The organism is Amycolatopsis echigonensis (assembly GCF_014174495.1).
GTDB lineage: Bacteria > Actinomycetota > Actinomycetes > Mycobacteriales > Pseudonocardiaceae > Amycolatopsis > Amycolatopsis echigonensis.
This window is the reverse complement of record NZ_JACJHR010000028.1, coordinates 15,402-32,891: the sequence shown is the minus strand read 5'-3', so window position 1 is coordinate 32,891 and position 17,490 is coordinate 15,402. Positions and strand designations below refer to the sequence as shown.

12 protein-coding genes are annotated in these 17,490 nt (G+C 70.8%); 9 read left to right on the top strand and 3 right to left on the bottom strand.

The window, feature by feature from the left end; genetic code table 11:
• Window positions 1-782: 782 nt before the first annotated feature.
• Window positions 783-1,247 (bottom strand): hypothetical protein, encoded by a 465-nt coding sequence (locus H5411_RS20500; RefSeq protein ID WP_220817204.1) that lies wholly within the window; start codon window positions 1,245-1,247, stop codon window positions 783-785.
• Window positions 1,248-1,427: 180 nt separating this feature from the next.
• On the opposite strand from H5411_RS20500, the gene H5411_RS20495 reads away from it, so the two are divergent.
• The 3 genes from H5411_RS20495 to H5411_RS20485 all read left to right on the top strand — a co-directional run bounded on the left by H5411_RS20495 (window position 1,428) and on the right by H5411_RS20485 (window position 4,680).
• Window positions 1,428-2,099, top strand: a complete 672-nt coding sequence (locus tag H5411_RS20495; protein ID WP_183124689.1) for a GntR family transcriptional regulator — start codon at window positions 1,428-1,430, stop codon at window positions 2,097-2,099.
• A gap of 62 nt (window positions 2,100-2,161) precedes the next feature.
• On the top strand, window positions 2,162-3,574 hold the full coding sequence (locus tag H5411_RS20490) for an aldehyde dehydrogenase family protein (RefSeq protein ID WP_183124688.1): 1,413 nt from the start codon (window positions 2,162-2,164) through the stop codon (window positions 3,572-3,574).
• Window positions 3,575-3,597: 23 nt separating this feature from the next.
• Window positions 3,598-4,680, top strand: coding sequence for an alcohol dehydrogenase catalytic domain-containing protein (locus H5411_RS20485; protein ID WP_183124687.1), 1,083 nt, complete (start codon window positions 3,598-3,600; stop codon window positions 4,678-4,680).
• 35 nt (window positions 4,681-4,715) lie between these two features.
• Here H5411_RS20485 and H5411_RS20480 read toward each other — a convergent pair whose 3' ends face one another.
• A complete protein-coding gene (locus H5411_RS20480) occupies window positions 4,716-7,031 on the bottom strand; it encodes a transketolase-like TK C-terminal-containing protein (protein WP_183124686.1) in 2,316 nt (771 codons plus the stop codon).
• Between the two features lie 133 nt (window positions 7,032-7,164).
• On the opposite strand from H5411_RS20480, the gene H5411_RS20475 reads away from it, so the two are divergent.
• Window positions 7,165-7,644, top strand: a complete 480-nt coding sequence (locus H5411_RS20475; RefSeq protein ID WP_101439450.1) for an Lrp/AsnC family transcriptional regulator — start codon at window positions 7,165-7,167, stop codon at window positions 7,642-7,644.
• Between the two features lie 3 nt (window positions 7,645-7,647).
• Here H5411_RS20475 and H5411_RS20470 read toward each other — a convergent pair whose 3' ends face one another.
• The gene (locus H5411_RS20470; protein ID WP_101439451.1) at window positions 7,648-7,941 is read right to left on the bottom strand and encodes a DUF3040 domain-containing protein; all 294 of its coding nucleotides are present in this window, start codon (window positions 7,939-7,941) and stop codon (window positions 7,648-7,650) included.
• 150 nt (window positions 7,942-8,091) lie between these two features.
• On the opposite strand from H5411_RS20470, the gene H5411_RS20465 reads away from it, so the two are divergent.
• From H5411_RS20465 to treZ, 5 genes are all read left to right on the top strand, one after another.
• Window positions 8,092-8,946, top strand: a complete 855-nt coding sequence (locus H5411_RS20465; protein WP_101439452.1) for an LLM class F420-dependent oxidoreductase — start codon at window positions 8,092-8,094, stop codon at window positions 8,944-8,946.
• 265 nt (window positions 8,947-9,211) lie between these two features.
• A complete protein-coding gene (gene malQ, locus H5411_RS20460) occupies window positions 9,212-11,152 on the top strand; it encodes a 4-alpha-glucanotransferase (protein ID WP_101439453.1) in 1,941 nt (646 codons plus the stop codon).
• Window positions 11,153-11,205: 53 nt separating this feature from the next.
• Window positions 11,206-13,332: a glycogen debranching protein GlgX gene (gene glgX, locus H5411_RS20455; RefSeq protein ID WP_183124685.1), complete on the top strand. Its 2,127-nt coding sequence runs from the start codon at window positions 11,206-11,208 to the stop codon at window positions 13,330-13,332.
• On the top strand, window positions 13,329-15,605 hold the full coding sequence (gene treY, locus H5411_RS20450) for a malto-oligosyltrehalose synthase (protein WP_183124684.1): 2,277 nt from the start codon (window positions 13,329-13,331) through the stop codon (window positions 15,603-15,605). The genes glgX and treY overlap by 4 nt, the downstream gene beginning before the upstream one ends.
• Window positions 15,602-17,311 (top strand): malto-oligosyltrehalose trehalohydrolase, encoded by a 1,710-nt coding sequence (gene treZ / locus H5411_RS20445; protein ID WP_183124732.1) that lies wholly within the window; start codon window positions 15,602-15,604, stop codon window positions 17,309-17,311. The genes treY and treZ overlap by 4 nt, the downstream gene beginning before the upstream one ends.
• The last annotated feature ends 179 nt before the right edge of the window (window positions 17,312-17,490 follow it).

Here is a 17,490-nt window from a genome sequence, read left to right as displayed (position 1 = left end):
CCTGCGACCCGGCAGCGGTGGCGGACATTCCCGTGGGACCGGCTTGGGCTGTTTGCCGCGCGGTCAGCCCGAGCGACGTCTCCGATCCCGAGGTGACGACGGTGTGCGTCGGCAGGCGTGGCGGCGGGCGGTCTTGCGGGATGGGCGTGGGCGTTTTGTTGTGCGGCGAGCCGAATAAGGTCTCCGATCCCGAGGTGACGATGGTCCGTGTTTGGGCTGCTTGCTGTGCGGCGGGCCGGGCGAGGTCTTCGAGCCCGAGGTGGCGACGGTTCGTGTCGGTGGGTGTGGTGGCGGGCGGTCTTGCGGGACGGGCGTGGGCTGTTTGTTGCGCTGCCAGCCGAGCGACGTCTCCGAGCCTGAGGCGGCGACGGTGCGTGTTGGCGGGCGTCGGGGTGGCCAGCCCGGGTGACGTCTCCGAGCTCGAGGTGACGATGGTCCGTGTTAGCGGGCGCGGCGACGGTCAGTCCTGCGGGACTGACTTGGCTCTTTGTTGCGCGACCATCCGAGCTACCTCCCCTGAGCCACAGCGACGTGTCTCGGCGTTGGCGGAGCAGGTTGCACAGCCGACGAGGTCGTGTCCCGGATGGAGGCGGCGGGAGGTCTGAGTGGCCATCGACGTCGCCGGGGTGAGTCGGCGGCTGCCGTCGGTCCGGCCGGTGGGATCCGACCGGACCGACGGCAGCGGACCGACGGCTCCGAGCAAGCGTCAGAGCATCCCTACCTGGCCGACGCCACCTCCGAACCGAGGCGGGTCACCCGGGTGCCGCGGATCTTCGTCATCGTTACCCGCCCGCCGGCGGGGTGTGGGTCACCAGCAGGGTGACGCCTGCTTCTCCGTCGCAGTCGACCATCACCGGGCCTACTCCGTCGCCGATCTTCGTCGTCAACTTCGCTGTCGCCTTGAAGGCCTCCGGGTTCGCGTCGACGATCTTGACGTCCTTGAGAATCTGATGACCCGGGTATCCGCCGATCACCTTCTTCAGGCCCTTCCCTCCGCCGCAGTTGCCGGTGATCGTGACCTCTCCGCCGGGGGCGGCCGGGTTCGGGTCGACCTTCACGACGGCTCGGGCGCCTTCCGGGGGCTGTTCGGAGGCGGGCGGCTGAGCGGCAGCGGCGGCAGGTGCCGCCGGATGATCGCCGGTGGCCGCCGCCGCGACTCCGATCGTTCCGCCCGCGATGGCGGCCGCGGCGAGTGCCGTGCCCGCGGCAAGGCGGCCGTGGCGCAGAAGCGAAGACTTCACTGACATTCCGTTTCCCTCCCTCGAAGTGTCCATTGAGGACACTCTGCGGTTCACCCGTGCTCGGGTTCGTCCGGGTAGTCGAGGCGACCCCCGCCTCGGGTTCTCTCCCGCGCGAAAAGTGACAGGGGTCACGTAACCGAAGAGCGGCTACGATGGCGGGAAATCCAACGCTGGCGGGGAGTTTTCGTGACAGTGGCCGGAGAAGCACGCGAACGGCTGAGTCCGCGGGTCGCGAAGCAGGTGCGCGATCTGATCCTGACCGGCGCGGTGCGCGGCGGCGAGCGGCTGCGCACCGAGCATCTGGCCGAGCGGCTCGGCGTCAGCGCGACCCCGGTCCGCGAGGCGTTGATGGCGCTCGCGGGCGAGGGCATGGTGGATTTCCGTCCAGGGCGCGGATTCCGGGTGATCCCGGTGACGCGCCGGGACGTCGTGGACGTCTACGCGATGCAGGCCTACGTCTCCGGCGAACTGGCCGCGCGGGCGGCGGAAGCCTTCGATCCGGCGGGGCTGGCGCGGCTGGACGACCTCCAGCGCGAGATCGAGAAGACGGTCCGCGACGGCGATCTCGACGCGACCGAGCAGGCCGATTTCGCGTTGCACCGCATGGTCAATCACGCTGCCGCCGCGCCGAAGTTCACCTGGATGCTGTCGTTGACGCTCCGGTACGTGCCCTTCTCCGCGTACGCCGACATCCCCGGCTGGCCGATCCTCGCCCGCGACGACCACGATCGGGTGCTTGCCGCGCTGAACGAGCGCAAACCGGAAGCGGCGCGGGAAGCGATGGCGGCGCACATCCGCGAGGCGGGGGACCTGCTGGTCGACTTCCTCGCGGCGCAGGGCGTGCTCGCGGAGCACTAGACAGCTGCCACGTTTTCTATAGAATCCGCCGCGAGGAGTGAACCCAGGTCGAAGGAGACTCGGTGGCTGAGCGCGACGTGCTGTACATCGGCGGCGAATGGGTCCGTTCGGACGGCGGAGCCGCGATCCCGGTGGAAAATCCGGCTACCGAGCAGGTCCAGGCGCACATCCCGGAGGGCACGGCCAGCGACGTCGACCGGGCGGTCCGGGCGGCGCGCGAGGCGTTTCCCGCGTGGGCCGAAACCACGCGGGCGGAACGCGCTGAGCTGCTGCGCAAACTCGTCGACGGGCTGGCGAAGCGAGCCGACGAGATCGGCGAGACGATCGCGAAGGACGTCGGCACGCCGCTGCGGATCGCGACGCGGATCCAGGCCGCGCTGCCGCAGACCGACGTGCGGACGTACATCGATCTGCTCGGCCAAGACGAACCCGAGGAGAAGGTCGGCAACTCGCTGATCGTGCGGGAACCGGCGGGGGTGGTCGCGGCGATCACGCCGTGGAACTACCCGCTGCACCAGATCACCTGCAAGATCGCGCCCGCGCTGGCAGCGGGGTGCACGGTCGTGGTGAAACCGAGCGAGGTCGCGCCGTTGAGCGCCTACCAGCTGTTCGACGCGATCCACGAGGCCGGTTTTCCGCCTGGCGTGGTCAACCTGGTCACCGGGTTCGGGCCGGAGGTCGGCGAGGCGCTGGCGACGCATCCGGAGGTCGACGTCGTGTCGTTCACCGGGTCAGTGCGGGCCGGAACCCGGGTCGCGGAGCTGGCGGCGCGCACGGTCAAGCGCGTCACGCTGGAGCTGGGCGGCAAGTCCGCCAACGTGATCCTCGACGACGCGGATCTGGCGACGGCCGTCAAGGTCGGTGTCTCCAACGCGTTCCTCAACGGCGGCCAGACCTGCACGGCGTGGACGCGCATGCTTGTCCCGCGCGAAAAGCACGACGAAGCGGTGGCGCTCGCGAAAACGCTCGCCGAAGGGTTCACGACGGGCGATCCGTTGGACCCCAAGACGAAACTCGGCCCGCTCGTCTCGGCGGCGCAGCGCGACCGGGTGCGCGGCTACATCGAAAAGGGCATCGCCGAAGGCGCGACTCTGGTGACTGGCGGCGTCGAAGCTCCTGCTGACACAGGGTACTTCGTCGCACCGACAGTTTTCGCGGGCGTCGACCCGGATTCGACGATCGCGCAGGAGGAGATCTTCGGCCCGGTCCTGTCGATCATCCCGTTCGACGACGAGGAGGACGCGCTGCGGATCGCGAACAACTCCCGCTACGGCCTGCACGGCGCGGTGTGGTCGGCCGACCGGGACCGCGCGCTGGCTTTCGCGCGCAAGGTCCGGTCCGGGCAGATCGACGTGAACGGCGGGGCTTTCAACCCGCTGGCCCCGTTCGGCGGCTACAAGCAGTCCGGTGTCGGCCGCGAGATGGGCCGGGCCGCGCTCGACGAGTTCACCGAACTCAAATCCATCCAGCTCTAGCCCGGCATCGAGGAGAAGACATCGTGGTCAAAGCCGTGGTCGTGCGCGAGCAGGGCGGGCGTCCGGAAGTCCGCGACATCGTGCTGCCGCCGGTCGGGCCGGAGGACGTGCGGGTGCGGGTCGCGGCCGCCGGGGTGTGCCATTCCGATCTGTCCATGGTGGACGGAACGCTGCGCCCGCAGTACCCGTTCGTGCCGGGCCACGAGGCGTCCGGCGTGGTGGCGGAGGTCGGCAGCGAAGTCGCGCACGTGCGGCCGGGGGACCGGGTGGTCCTGAACTGGGCCGCCGCGTGCCGGGAATGCTGGTTCTGCCTGGCCGGGGAGCCGTGGCTGTGTTCGGCGATCGAGGGCGTGACCACGCTGCCGCGCGGGGAGCTGGACGGGCAGCCGCTCAATGTGCTGCTGGGCGTCGGCGGATTCGCCGAGGAAACCGTGCTGCCCGGGCGATCCGTCGTGCCGCTGCCGGACGGCGTGCCGCTCGATCTGGCCGCGTTGATGGGCTGCGCGGTGCTCACCGGGGTCGGCGCGGTGCGCAACACCGCGAAGGTCCGAAAAGGACAGAGCGTGCTCGTGCTCGGTCTCGGCGGGATCGGGTTGTGCGTGGTGCTCGGAGCGAAACTGGCGGGTGCCGGGCAGATCATCGCGGCCGATCTGTCACCGGAGAAGGAAGCGCTCGCCCGCGCGGCCGGTGCGACGGATTTCCTGGTGAGCAACGACAAACTCGCCAAGCAGGTGCGCGGGCTGACCGAGGGGCGCGGCGCGGACCACGCCTTCGAATGCGCGGGTGCGGCGGCGACGATCCGCGCCGCGTGGAGTTCGGTGCGCCGCGGCGGGCAGTGCACGGTGGTCGGCGTCGGGCGGAAGGACCAGCAGGTCGTGCTGAACCCGCTGGAGATCTTCCACTTCGCCCGCACGCTCACCAGCACCGTCTACGGCGCGTCCGACCCGGATCTCGACATCCCGGTTCTCGCCGACGAGGTCCGTTCGGGCGCGTTGGATTTGGAAACCTTGGTGACGCACCGGATTTCGCTCGACGAGGTCGGCGAGGCGTTCGACCGGATGCGGCGCGGCGAAGGCGCTCGTTCGCTGATCCGGATCGGCGATTGAGAAACGGCCGGGACCCGGAGTCCCGGCCGCTTCGATCAGTCCGCCACGTCCAGCGCGGCCTGGATGATGCTGTCCGCGTCGATCCCGTGGTGCCGGTACACGCTCTCCAGATCGCCTGACTGCCCGAACCGCGTCACGCCCAGGTGGGCTGCCCGCACGCGGTGGACGTTCGCCAGGAAGGCCAGCGTGTGCGGGTGCCCGTCGAGGACCGTCACCATCGGCGCGGACCGTTCGGACGGCAATGCCGATTCCAGGATCCACGTGTCGGCGGTGTCCTGACCCGCTCGCGCCTGCACGGCGCGGAACAGCAGGCCGGGGCTCGTCACGCACACGACGTCGGCGTGCTTGCCCAGCGCGTCCAGCCGGTCGGCGGCTTCCAGCGCCTCGGTGACCATCGCGCCCATCGTCACCAGCGTGACGTCCGGACGCGCCACCGCGGCGGTGCGGATCGGGTACGCGCCCGCCACGACCTGACGGCGGCGGCGTTCTCGCGCGGCCGGATCAGAAGGCACCGCGGCCAGGCTCTGGTCCACCGGACGGGTCGACAGGCGCAGGTACGCGGAAGTCCCATCGGGGCGACCGAGCCGGGCCAGCGACGCGAGCAGGGTCCACTCGACGTCCAACGCGAACGCGGGTTCGTACGTCACGCAACCCGGCTGTTCCAGCCCGACCGACGGCGTGGTCACCGACTGGTGCGCACCGCCCTCGGGCGCGAGCGTGACGCCCGACGGCGTGCCGACCAAAATGGACTGTCCGCCGCCGTAGATGCCGAACGACCACGGTTCCAGCGCGCGCTCCACGAACGGGTCGTAAAGCACCCCGATCGGCAGCAGGGGACGGCCCCAGCGCGACCACGTCGTGCCCAGTTCGCCGAGCGCGCTCACCAGGTTCACCTCGGCGATGCCCAGTTCCAGATGCTGTCCGCTGGGCCGCTCGCGCCAGTGCAGGATCGTCTCCGGGTCGTCGGCGAACCAGTCGACGCGCTCCTGCGGCGACCACACGCCGACCTTGTTGACCCAGCCGCCGAGGTTAGTGCTGGACGAGACGTCCGGGCACAACGTCACCACGAGTTCCGCGGCTTCGGGCGCTTCGCGGGTCAGGTCGAGCAGCGCGCGGCCGAGCGCGGCCTGCGTCGTGGTGCGGCCGGACGGCGTGCGGCCGATGTCGGACGGCAGTGCCGGAACCGGTTGCAGCTCAACGGGTTCTCGTTCCAAGCGGGCGGCGGTCGAAGCGCACAGCTGGGCAGCGGCAGAGCCTTCGGGGAACTTCTGCCACGGGTTGTCCGGCGAGATCCCGACGCGTTCGGCCAGCGCACCCAGCTGCTCGGCGGTCAGCAGCGACGAGTGGTTCTGCGGATGACCTTCGCTGGCGAGGCCGAATCCCTTGACGGTGTAGGCGAAAACGACAGTCGGCCGGTGGTCGTCGATGGCGTCGAACGTGTCCAGCAGCGCGGACAGGTCGTGGCCGCCGAGGTTGCGGATGGCGGCGTGCAGCGTTTCGTCGTCAAGCGTGTCCAGCAGCGGAGCCAGTTCCGGCGTCGTCAGGCGTTCGCGCAGCTGGGCTGGGGTGCAGCGGAGCAGCCGCTGGTACTCCGGGTTCGGCATTTCGTCGATGCGCCCGCGCAGCGCCGAGCCGCCCGGCCGTTCGAACAGTTCCTGCAGCAGCCGTCCGTACTTCACGGTCAGCACCTGCCAGCCGGCCGCCTCGAACATGCCCCGCAGCCGGGTCGCGCCGATGTTCGGGACCACGCGGTCGAGCGACTGCCGGTTCAGGTCGACGATCCACACGACCTCGCCCAGTTCGGCCACGTTCGGGTCGAGAATCGCTTCCCAGCACGCGCCCTCGTCCAGTTCCGCGTCGCCGACCAGGGAGTACTGCCGTCCGGTGCCCGCGCCGCCGCCGTGCGATTCGACGTAGCGCCGCGCCAGCGCGCCCCAGATCGGCGCGGTCGCGCCGATGCCGACCGAACCGGTCGAGTAGTCGACCTGGTCCGGGTCCTTCGAGCGCGACGGGTAGCTCTGCAGGCCGCCGAACTCGCGCAGCGTCGTCAGGTACTTCTCGTCGAGGTCGCCGAGCAAGTAGTTGATCGCGTGCAGCACGGGGGAGGCGTGCGGCTTCACCGAAACCCGGTCCTGCGCGCGCAGCCGGGCGAACCACAGCGCGGTCATGATCGACACCATCGAGGCGCTGGAGGCCTGGTGCCCGCCGACCTTGAGCCCGGTCGGATTGGGCCGCACCCGGTTCGCGTGGTCGATGATCGCGGTCGACAGCCACAGCACCCGGTCCTGCACCTCGCGCAGGACGGTCACCGTGTCGTTGTCCGGAAGGCGTTCGGGGGCGGCGCTGCTCACGAAGGATCGGACCTTTCTTGGGCGGAAAGTTCAGGCCAGTCCAGCAGAGCTGGGTAGAGTGCACAACAAGCGCGTTCGACATTGCGCAGAACGCCCAAGTCAGCACCGCGCGGTGCGGAGAGGATTGCGCAGCATGCCCAGCACTCAGCGGCTCGACGCCACCGACGCCCGGATCCTGCTCGCGCTCGGCCGTGCCCCGCGCGCCACCGCGGTCGCGCTCGCCGACGAACTCGGCCTGTCCCGCAACACCGTGCAGAGCCGGCTCGCCCGCCTCGAACAGGGCGACGCGCTGCGCTCGCCCGAACACCGGATCGACCCGGCCGCGCTCGGCTACCCGCTCACCGCGTTCGTGACGGTGCAGGCACGGCAGCGGTTGCTGGACGAAGTCGGCCGCGCGCTCGCCGCGGTGCCGGAGGTGCTGCAGGTGCGCGGATTGACCGGCGCGCAGGACCTTCTGGTGCACGTGGTGGCGACCGACGCCGACGACCTGTACCGGATCGCCGGGGAAATCCTGGAAATCCCCGGCGTCGAGCGCACCAACAACGCGCTCGTCATGCGCGAAATGGTGCCGTACCGGCTCACTCCGCTGCTCGAGCGCGCTGCCGGGCGCTGAGCGTCACGGCTGGTCGTCAGCCGCGCCCTCGCGACGGCTCCGCAGCATGGTCCGGTGCGTCCAGACCAGCAGCGGCGCGGCGAGCAGGCCCCACAGGAACCAGCCCGTCTCGCCGCCCATCAGGCCGAACACCAGCATCAGCGCGACGGTGACCTCGGCGAGGACGAGGATCTTCTGCCACCGCCGGGATTCCGCGGGCGGCACGCCTTGGCTCAGCGTCGCGGCGAACACGGGGTCGCTCGCGGCGAGTTCCTCTTCGATCTTCCGCAGGGCGCTGCGGTCGCGATAGGGCAGCATGATCCCCTCCTCGGGCAGGACGGGCCGGTGATCGCAAGTACCAGTGGAGTACCCGGCCAGGGGCGCCGTCAAGCCCGGGTTTTCCCAGGATTAATCGCCCGCGCGCGGCGGCCGTTGCAAACTGAAACACGTTCTAATAATGTCGCCCGGGTGAGATACGGGATCGTGCTGTTCACCAGCGACCGGGGCATCTCCCCGGCGGCGGCCGCGCAGGCCGCGGAAGAGGCCGGATTCGCGACGTTCTACGTGCCCGAACACACCCACATCCCGGTCCGGCGCGACGCCCCGCATCCGCGGACCGGCGACTCTTCGCTGCCGGACGACCGCTATCTGCGCACGCTCGACCCGTGGGTCGCGCTGGCCAGCGCGGTGCCGGTGACCTCGACGATCCGGCTGGCGACCGCGGTGGCGCTGCCGGTGGAAAGCGACCCGATCACGCTCGCCAAGACCGTCGCGACGCTGGACCACCTGTCCGGCGGCCGGGTCACGCTCGGCGTCGGCTTCGGCTGGAACACCGACGAACTCGCCGACCACGGCGTGCCGGGGAAGCGGCGGCGGACGGCCCTGCGCGAGTACCTCGAGGCGATGCGCGCGCTGTGGACCGAGGAAGAGGCGAGCTACGCGGGCGAGTTCGTGGAGTTCGGGCCGAGCTGGGCGTGGCCGAAACCGGTGCAGGCCAAGGTGCCGGTGGTCGTCGGCGCGGGCGGCACGGAGCGCACGTTCCGCTGGATCGCGCGCCACGGCGACGGCTGGCTCACCACGCCGGCCGAAGGCGACATCGCCGCGAAAGTCGCGCAGCTGCGCGAGATCTGGCGCGAGGAAGGCCGCGAGGGCGAGCCGGAGGTGATCGCGCTCGGCCCGCGCCCGGATCCGGAAGGGCTGGCCCGGCTCGAGGAGGCGGGCGTGACCGAGGTCGTGTTCGGCCTGCCGGACCGCTCCCCGAGCGAGGTCGAAGCGTGGCTGGACCGGCTCGCCGGGAAGCTCGGGCAGCTGGCCGGGACCTGAGCGGCGTCCACTTCGGACAGCGCTACCTCCTTCCGGCGGGGACCGCGCGCTGAAAGAGCGAAGAGCGCCTGAACGGGTGAACTCGGCCGTCGCGCGTCATTCCGGCGAACGCCTTCCCTCTTGTTTCGTGTGGCGGTGACCGGCCGGCACGCCCCCCGACCGGCCGGTCACCGCTTCGCCCGTCTGCGGCGGCGAGGCGAATGGCGCCGCGCGGCACCGCCCGGGACACTGGTCCGGTGCGCATTCCCGTTCCCCGGACCGAAGCGTGACCCCGGAGCTGGCCGAACTGGCCGCCGCCCACGGAGTCGCCACCCGCTACGAAAACGCCGACCACGTCGAAGTGCAGGTCGATCCTGACGTCGTGATCGCGGTATTGGCGCAGCTCGACGTCGACGCCAGTACTCCGCAAGCAATTCAGCGCGAATTGGCCGCGGTGCGAGAAGCCCGCGCGTCGCAAGCGCTCCCGCCGACTGTCGTGGTGCGTGCCGGGCAAGAGCGCGAACTCGGCCGAGCCGCCACCGTCGAACTCGAAGACGGCACCGTGCGTGACGTCGGCACCACACTTCCGGCTGACCTTCCGCTGGGCTGGCACCGGATCGTGACCGCTGAGCAACAGGTCACGCTGGCTGTTGTCCCGGAGCGGCTGCCCGCGGTGCCGCCCGCGTGGGGCTGGATGCTGCAGCTCTACGCGCTGCACTCCGGCGAGTCGTGGGGGATGGGCGATTTCGGCGATCTCGCCGAAATGGCGTCCCGGTCGGCCGCCGAACTGGGCGCGGGCGTGCTGCTCGTCAACCCGGTGCAAGCGATCAGCCCGGCGCATCCGGTCGAGCGGTCGCCGTATTCGCCGTCCAGCCGCCGGTTCGCGAACCCGCTGTACCTGCGGGTGACCGACACCGAAGCGTTCGCCCGCGCCGACGAAGACACCCAGCGGCGGGTGCGGGCGCTCGCGCCGGATCCGATCGGCGAGCTGATCGACTACGACGCCGTGTGGACCGCCAAACGCGCCGCGCTCGACCTGCTGCGCCCGCACCATCCGCGCCCGGTCGAACTGGACGACGACCTTCGCGATTTCGCCGCGTTCGGCGCGCTCGCCGAGGTGCACGGCAGCGACTGGCGCGAGTGGCCCGAGCCGTTGCGCGATCCCGGCAGCGCCGAGGTGGCCGCCGCTCGCGAGGAGCTGGCCGAGCGGATCGAGTTCCACGGCTGGCTGCAGCAGCTCTGTCACGAGCAGCTCGACAACGTCCGCCGCGCCGCGCGCGAAGCGGGCATGCCGGTCGGTGTCGTGCACGATCTGCCGGTCGGGGTGCATCCCGGCGGCGCGGACACCTGGGCGCTGCGGGACGTGTTCGCCGCGCAGGTGCGGGTCGGCGCGCCGCCGGACGCGTTCAACCAGCAGGGCCAGGACTGGAATCTGCCGCCGTGGCGGCCGGACCGGCTCGCCGAAGCCGGGTACGCGCCGTTCCGCGACGTCGTGCGCGGAGTGGTGAAGCACGCCGACGGCATCCGGGTGGACCACGTCGCCGGGATGTGGCGATTGTGGTGGATTCCGCCGGGCGAACCGGCTGGTCGCGGCACGTACGTGCACTACGACGCCGAAGCGATGCTCGGCGTGCTCGCGCTGGAAGCGCACCGCGCGGGCGCGGTCGTGGTGGGGGAGGACCTCGGCACCGTCGAGGACACCGTCACCGAAACCATGCACGAACGCGGCCTGCTCAGCTCCGCGGTGCTGTGGTTCCAGCGCGACTGGGACGCGCCCGGCACGCCGTTCGTCCGCCCGGACCGCTGGGATCCGGACGCGATGGCCAGCATTTCGACGCACGACCTGCCGACCGTCTCCGGCTGGCTCGAGGCCGAGCACGTCCGGGTCCGCGCCGAGCTCGGCCAGCTCGACCGTCCGGCGGAGCAGGAGTACGCCGAGGCGGCGGCGGAGCGGAAGGCGCTGCTCGAACTGGTTGCCGGCGAAGGAATTCCGGACGACGACTTGGTGGTCGCCTTGCACGCGCTGCTCGCCTCGGCGGCGTCGCGGCTCGTGCTCACCGCCCCCGCGGACGTCGTCGGCGAACGGCGCCAGCCGAACCTGCCGGGCACGGTGGATGAGTACCCTAACTGGCGCATCCCCCTTCCCGTCACCGTCGACGGGTTCTTCGCCGACCCGCGGGTGCGGGCGGCGATCGCCCCGCTCGCCGCCGCGCGCCCGCTGCGCTGAACGCTCGAAAAGCCCGTCCGGACAACGAAAACCGATGCCCAAGGAGAAGCCCTGTGCGGCCCTGGCCCGGAAAGCCCTACCCGCTCGGCGCGACCTACGACGGCGTGGGGACGAACTTCGCGCTGTTCTCCGAGGTCGCCGAGCACGTCGATCTCTGCCTGTTCGACGAGGAGGGCAACGAGACCCGCTCGCGGCTGGAGGAAGTCGACGGCTTCGTCCACCACGGCTACCTGCTCGGCGTCGGCCCCGGACAGCGGTACGGATTCCGCGTGCACGGACCGTACGACCCGAGCCGCGGCCAGCGCTGCAATCCGAGCAAGCTGCTGATCGACCCGTACGCCAAGGCGCTGTCCCGCGGCGTCGACTGGTCCGAGGCGCTGTTCAGCTACCGCTTCGACGACCCGGAGCAGTTCAACGAGGACGATTCGGCGGGCCACGTTCCGTATTCGCTCGTGGTGAGCCCGTTCTTCGACTGGGCCAACGACCGGGCTCCCGGGGTGCCGTACCACGAAACGGTCATTTACGAAACGCACGTGCGCGGCATGACGATGACGCATCCGTTCGTGCCCGAGCGGCTGCGCGGCACGTACGCCGGGCTGGCGCACCCGGCGATCGTCGAGCACCTGCAGAAGCTCGGCGTGACCACGGTGGAGCTGATGCCGGTGCACCAGTTCGTCACCGACCACGGCCTCGACGAAAAGGGCCTGCGCAACTACTGGGGCTACAACACGATCGGCTACTTCGCGCCGCACGACGCGTACGCCGCGATGCAGGGCCAGGGCGGGCAGGTCCAGGAGTTCAAGGGCATGGTCCGTGCCCTGCACGAGGCCGGCATCGAGGTGATCCTCGACGTGGTCTACAACCACACCGCCGAGGGCAACCACCTCGGCCCGACGCTGTCCATGCGCGGCATCGACAACGAGGCGTACTACCGCCTGGTCGAGGACGATCCGCAGTACTACATGGACTACACCGGCACCGGGAACTCGCTCAACGTGCGCAGCCCGCACACGCTGCAGCTGATCATGGACTCGCTGCGGTACTGGGTGACCGAAATGCACGTGGACGGCTTCCGGTTCGACCTCGCCTCGGCGCTGGCCCGCGAGTTCTACGACGTCGACCGGCTGTCGACGTTCTTCGACCTCGTGCAGCAGGACCCGATCGTGAGCCAGGTCAAGCTGATCGCCGAACCGTGGGACGTCGGGCCCGGCGGCTACCAGGTCGGCAACTTCCCTCCGCTGTGGACCGAATGGAACGGGCAGTACCGCGACACGGTGCGCGATTTCTGGCGCGGCGAACCGTCCACGCTGGGCGAGTTCGCGTCGCGGATCACCGGTTCGTCGGATCTGTACCAGGACGACGGCCGCCGCCCGTTCGCGTCGATCAACTTCGTCACCGCGCACGACGGTTTCACGCTCACCGACCTGGTGTCCTACAACGAAAAGCACAACGAGGCCAACGGCGAGGACAACCGCGACGGCGCGGACGACAACCGGTCGTGGAACTGCGGCGTCGAAGGCCCGACCGACGACAAAGAGGTCCTCGCGCTGCGCGCACGGCAGCGCCGGAACCTGCTCGCCACGCTGCTGCTGTCGCAAGGCGTGCCGATGCTGCTGCACGGCGATGAACTCGGCCGCACGCAGCAGGGCAACAACAACGCCTACTGCCAGGACACCGAACTGTCCTGGATGGACTGGGAACTCGCCGCGGAGAACTCGGATCTGGTCGAGTTCACCGCCGCGCTGACCGCGTTCCGCAAGGCGCATCCGGTGTTCCGCCGCCGCCGGTTCTTCCAGGGCAAACCGGTGCGCAAGGGGGAGGAGCTGGGCGACATCGCCTGGTTCACCCCGGCCGGCGAGGAGATGACCGAGCAGAACTGGGACGACGCGTTCGGCAAGTCCGTGGTGATTTTCCTGAACGGGGAAGGGATTCCGGACCTCGACCCGCGCGGGATGCCGGTGGAGGACGATTCGTTCCTGCTCGCGTTCAACGCGCACTGGGAGGACATCGCGATGACCCTGCCCGGCAACGGCTACGGTCGCGAATGGACAGTCGTCGTCGACACGGCGACCGGCACGGTCGGGCACGGCGACGTCGAGCCGGTCGAAGGCGGCGGCAAGTTCACGCTCGCCGCGCGTTCCCTCGTGGTGCTCCAGCGCACCGCCAAGGAGGGCGAATGAGCACGCCGTCCTCGACCTATCGCGTACAGCTGCGGCCGGAGTTCGGTTTCGCCGACGCCGCCGCGATCGTGGACTACTTGCACGAGCTGGGCATCGGCGCGTTGTACGGCTCGCCGATGCTCGACGCGACGCCCGGGTCCACGCACGGTTACGACGTCACCGACCCGACGCGCGCCCGGGGCGAACTGGGCGGCGAGGAAGCGCGAAAGGCGTTGTCGGCGCGGCTGAAAGACGCCGGGCTCGGGTTTGTGGTGGACATCGTGCCGAACCACATGTCGGTCGAGGCGCCGAAGGCGAACCGGTGGTGGTGGGACGTGCTGCGGAACGGCCAGGATTCGCCGTACGCGCCGTTTTTCGACATCGACTGGAGCCGGGGAAGGCTGCTGCTGCCGGTACTCGGCGACGACAACGACGAGGTGACTGTCGAAGGGGACGAACTGGTCTACTACGACCACCGGTTCCCGATCGCGCCCGGCACCGGCGAGGGCACGCCGCGGGAAGTGCACGCGCGCCAGCATTACGAGCTCGTCGGCTGGCGGCGCGGCAACCGGGAGCTGAACTACCGGCGGTTCTTCGACATCACGAACCTGGCCGCGGTCACCGTGGAGCGGCCGGAGGTGTTCGCCGAAACGCACGGCGAGGTGCTGCGCTGGGTGTCCGACGGCGACGTCACCGGCCTGCGCGTGGACCATCCGGACGGGCTCGCGGACCCGGGCGGCTACTTCCGGCGGCTCCGCGAGGGCGCGCCGGGGGCGTGGCTGGTGGCGGAGAAGATCCTGCACCCGGGCGAGGCGCTGCCGCAGAGCTGGCCGGTCGACGGGACCACCGGATACGACGCGCTGCGCGAGATCACGGGCGTTTTCGTGGACCCGGCCGCCGCGCCGGTCTTCACCCGGCTCGCCGCCGAACAAGGCGTGCGCACCGACTACCACGCGGTCGAAGAAGGCGCGCGGAGGTTGGTGACCGACGGCATCCTGGTCGCCGAGGTGCACCGGATCGCCGCGCTGCTCCAGGGCGTGGACGCCGACGCGGCCCGCGCCGCCGTGGCCGAGGTGATGATCGCGTTCCCGGTCTACCGCTCGTACCTCCCTGAGGGGTCCGGACACTGGGCGACCGCCGTCGCGCGGGCGCGCAAGCGGCGGCCCGAGCTGGCCCCCGCGCTCGACGCGCTGGACAGCCAGGTGCGCGGCGAGCCGGACGGCGAGCTGGCGACGCGGATCCAGCAGACGTCCGGCATGGTCGTCGCGAAGGGCACCGAGGACACGACGTTCTACCGGTTCACCCGGTTCGCCGCGCTGAACGAGGTCGGCGGCAATCCGGACCGTTTCGGGCTGAGCGCCGGGGAATTCCACACCCTGGCCGCGGGCCGGGCGGCCGCGGCCCCGGCCACGATGACCACGCTGACCACTCACGACACGAAGCGGTCCGAGGACACCCGGGCCCGGATGGCCGCGCTGTCGGAGGTCGCGGACGAGTTCGCCGTAGCGGTCCGCCGCTGGACCGCCGCGCGCGGCATCGACGAGCCCGCGCTGAATCTCCTGGCGTGGCAGACGCTCGTGGGCGCGTGGCCGATCTCGCCGGAGCGGCTCCGCGACTACCTCGACAAAGCCGCGAAGGAAGCGAAACTCCGCACCTCCTGGACGGACCACGACGAGGACTTCGAACGTGCCGTCGCCGAGTGGCCGTCCGCGGTGCTGGGCGACGCTTCGCTGGCGGCGGACGTCGAGGCGTTCGTCAACCGGGTGCGCGGCGCGGGCTGGGCGAATTCGCTCGGCCAGAAGCTGGTGCAGCTGGCCGGACCCGGCGTCCCGGACGTCTACCAGGGCACCGAGCTGTGGGACTACTCGCTGGTCGACCCGGACAACCGCCGCGAGGTCGACTACGACGTCCGGCGCGCCCTGCTCGAACGCGTCCAAGCGGGCGAACAGCCGGAGATCGACGAGACCGGCGCGGCGAAACTCCTGGTGGTCCACCACGCGCTGACCCTGCGCCGAGACCGGCCGGAGCTCTTCACCGGATACCGGCCGTTGCACGCCGAAGGCGTTGCGGCGGAACACCTTCTGGCCTTCGAACGCGGTGCCGGACTGACCGTGGCGGTCACGCGGCTGCCGCTGGGACTGGAGCGCGCGGGCGGCTGGCGCGACACCGTTCTGCCGCTGCGCGCCGGCGAATGGACCGACGTGCTGACCGGCCGCGGAGTAGGCGACGCCCCGCGGGCGTCCGCGTTGTTCGACCAGTACCCGGTCGCGCTGCTGGTGCGGGAGGACTCCTGATGTTCCGCGTATGGGCCCCGTCCGCCGAGCGCGTCCGCGTCCGCGTTGACGGCACCGATCACGAGATGACCGCCGCCGGCAACGGCTGGTGGCAGGCCGACGTCACCGGCACGGACTACGCGTTCCTGCTCGGCGACGACGACCGCCCGCTGCCGGACCCGCGCTCGCTGCGCCAGCCGAACGGCGTGCACGACGCCTCGCGCGTCTACGACCATTCCGCCTTCGCCTGGACCGACCAGGCGTGGACCGGACGGCAGCTGCCCGGCGGGGTGGTCTACGAACTGCATGTCGGCACCTTCACCGAGGCAGGCACGTTCGACGCGGTCATTGACCGGCTCGGGCACCTGGTCGACCTCGGCATCACGCACGTCGAACTGCTGCCGGTGAACTCCTTCGACGGCACCGCTGGCTGGGGCTACGACGGCGTCCTCTGGGGCGCGGCGCACGAACCCTACGGCGGCCCGGACGGGCTGAAACGCCTGGTCGACGCCTGTCACGCGCGCGGGCTCGCGGTCGTGCTCGACGTGGTCTACAACCACCTCGGCCCATCCGGCGCCTACCTCGACCGGTTCGGCCCGTACTTCGCCGGCCGCACGGACTGGGGCGCCGGCCTGAACCTCGACGGTCCCGGTTCCGACGAAGTCCGCCGCTACGTCATCGACAACGCCCTCGGCTGGCTGCGCGACTTCCACGTCGACGGCCTGCGCCTCGACGCCGTGCACGCGCTGGTCGACAAACGCGCCGTGCACCTGCTGGAGGAGCTGTCCGCCGAGGTCGACGCACTGTCAGCCGCGCTGAACCGCCCGCTGACGTTGATCGCGGAGTCCGACCAGAACGACCCGAAGCTCGTCACCGCCCGCGACGCCGGCGGCTACGGCCTGCACGCGCAGTGGTCCGACGACCTGCACCATGCGCTGCACGTCCGGCTCACCGGCGAGACCACCGGTTACTACACCGATTTCGCCGAGCCTGGCGCGCTGGCCAAAACCCTCCGGGAGGCGTTCTTCCACGCCGGCACGTGGTCGTCGTTCCGCGAGCGCACGCACGGCCGCCCGCTCGACCGGCGCGTCGCCCCCGGCCACCGGTTCCTGGCCTACCTGCAGGATCACGACCAGATCGGGAACCGCGCGACCGGCGACCGGCTGTCCGCGACCGTTTCGCCCGGCCTGCTGGCCTGCGGCGCCGCGGTGGTGTTCTGCTCGCCGTTCACGCCGATGCTGTTCATGGGCGAGGAGTGGGCCGCGGAGACGCCGTGGCAGTTCTTCGCGTCGTTCCCGGACCCGGAGCTGGCCGAGGCCGTCCGCACCGGCCGCCGCCGCGAATTCGCCCGGCACGGCTGGGGCGAAACGGACGTCCCGGACCCGATGGACCCGGCCACCGTCGCCCGCTCGCGGCTCGACTGGACCGAACCGGCCAAACCGGGCCACCGGGAGATCCTCGGCCTGTACCGGACGCTGATCCGGCTCCGCCGCGAGCACCCGGACCTCACCGACCCGCGGCTGGACCGGGTCGTCGTGGACACCGCGCCGGACGACGCGTGGCTGGTCCTGCACCGGGGCGCGCTGCGGCTGGCGTGCAACTTCGGGCCGGAGCCGGTCGAGCTTCCGGTGGCGGGGGAGGTGCTGGCTTCGTGGGGGAATCCCGAAGTCGGCGGTGCTGCGACGGCGTTGCCCGCTGAGTCGTTCGTCCTGGTCGCTACCGGGTGACCTCGGGGTAGCGGCGGAGAGCGACTGTCCCGAAACCCTCAACCCGAGGTCGCGGGTCGCTTCGGGGCACGCCCGGGTCGGAACCCCTGCCGGCGGCGTCGTCGGCCCAGGTCATCACCCCTGCCTGGGCAAGTTCAGCCAAGAGCCGGAGCCCGCCGCCGCCCCGGGTTTGAAAAGAT

Excerpts from the sequence above, each read along its gene's own strand:
- H5411_RS20500 (WP_220817204.1), bottom strand. The coding sequence starts at position 1,247 with ATGTCAGTGAAGTCTTCGCTTCTGCGCCACGGCCGCCTTGCCGCGGGC.
- H5411_RS20475 (WP_101439450.1), top strand. The coding sequence starts at position 7,165 with ATGCCCAGCACTCAGCGGCTCGACGCCACCGACGCCCGGATCCTGCTC.
- H5411_RS20470 (WP_101439451.1), bottom strand. The coding sequence starts at position 7,941 with ATGCTGCCCTATCGCGACCGCAGCGCCCTGCGGAAGATCGAAGAGGAA.
- treY (WP_183124684.1), top strand. The coding sequence starts at position 13,329 with ATGAGCACGCCGTCCTCGACCTATCGCGTACAGCTGCGGCCGGAGTTC.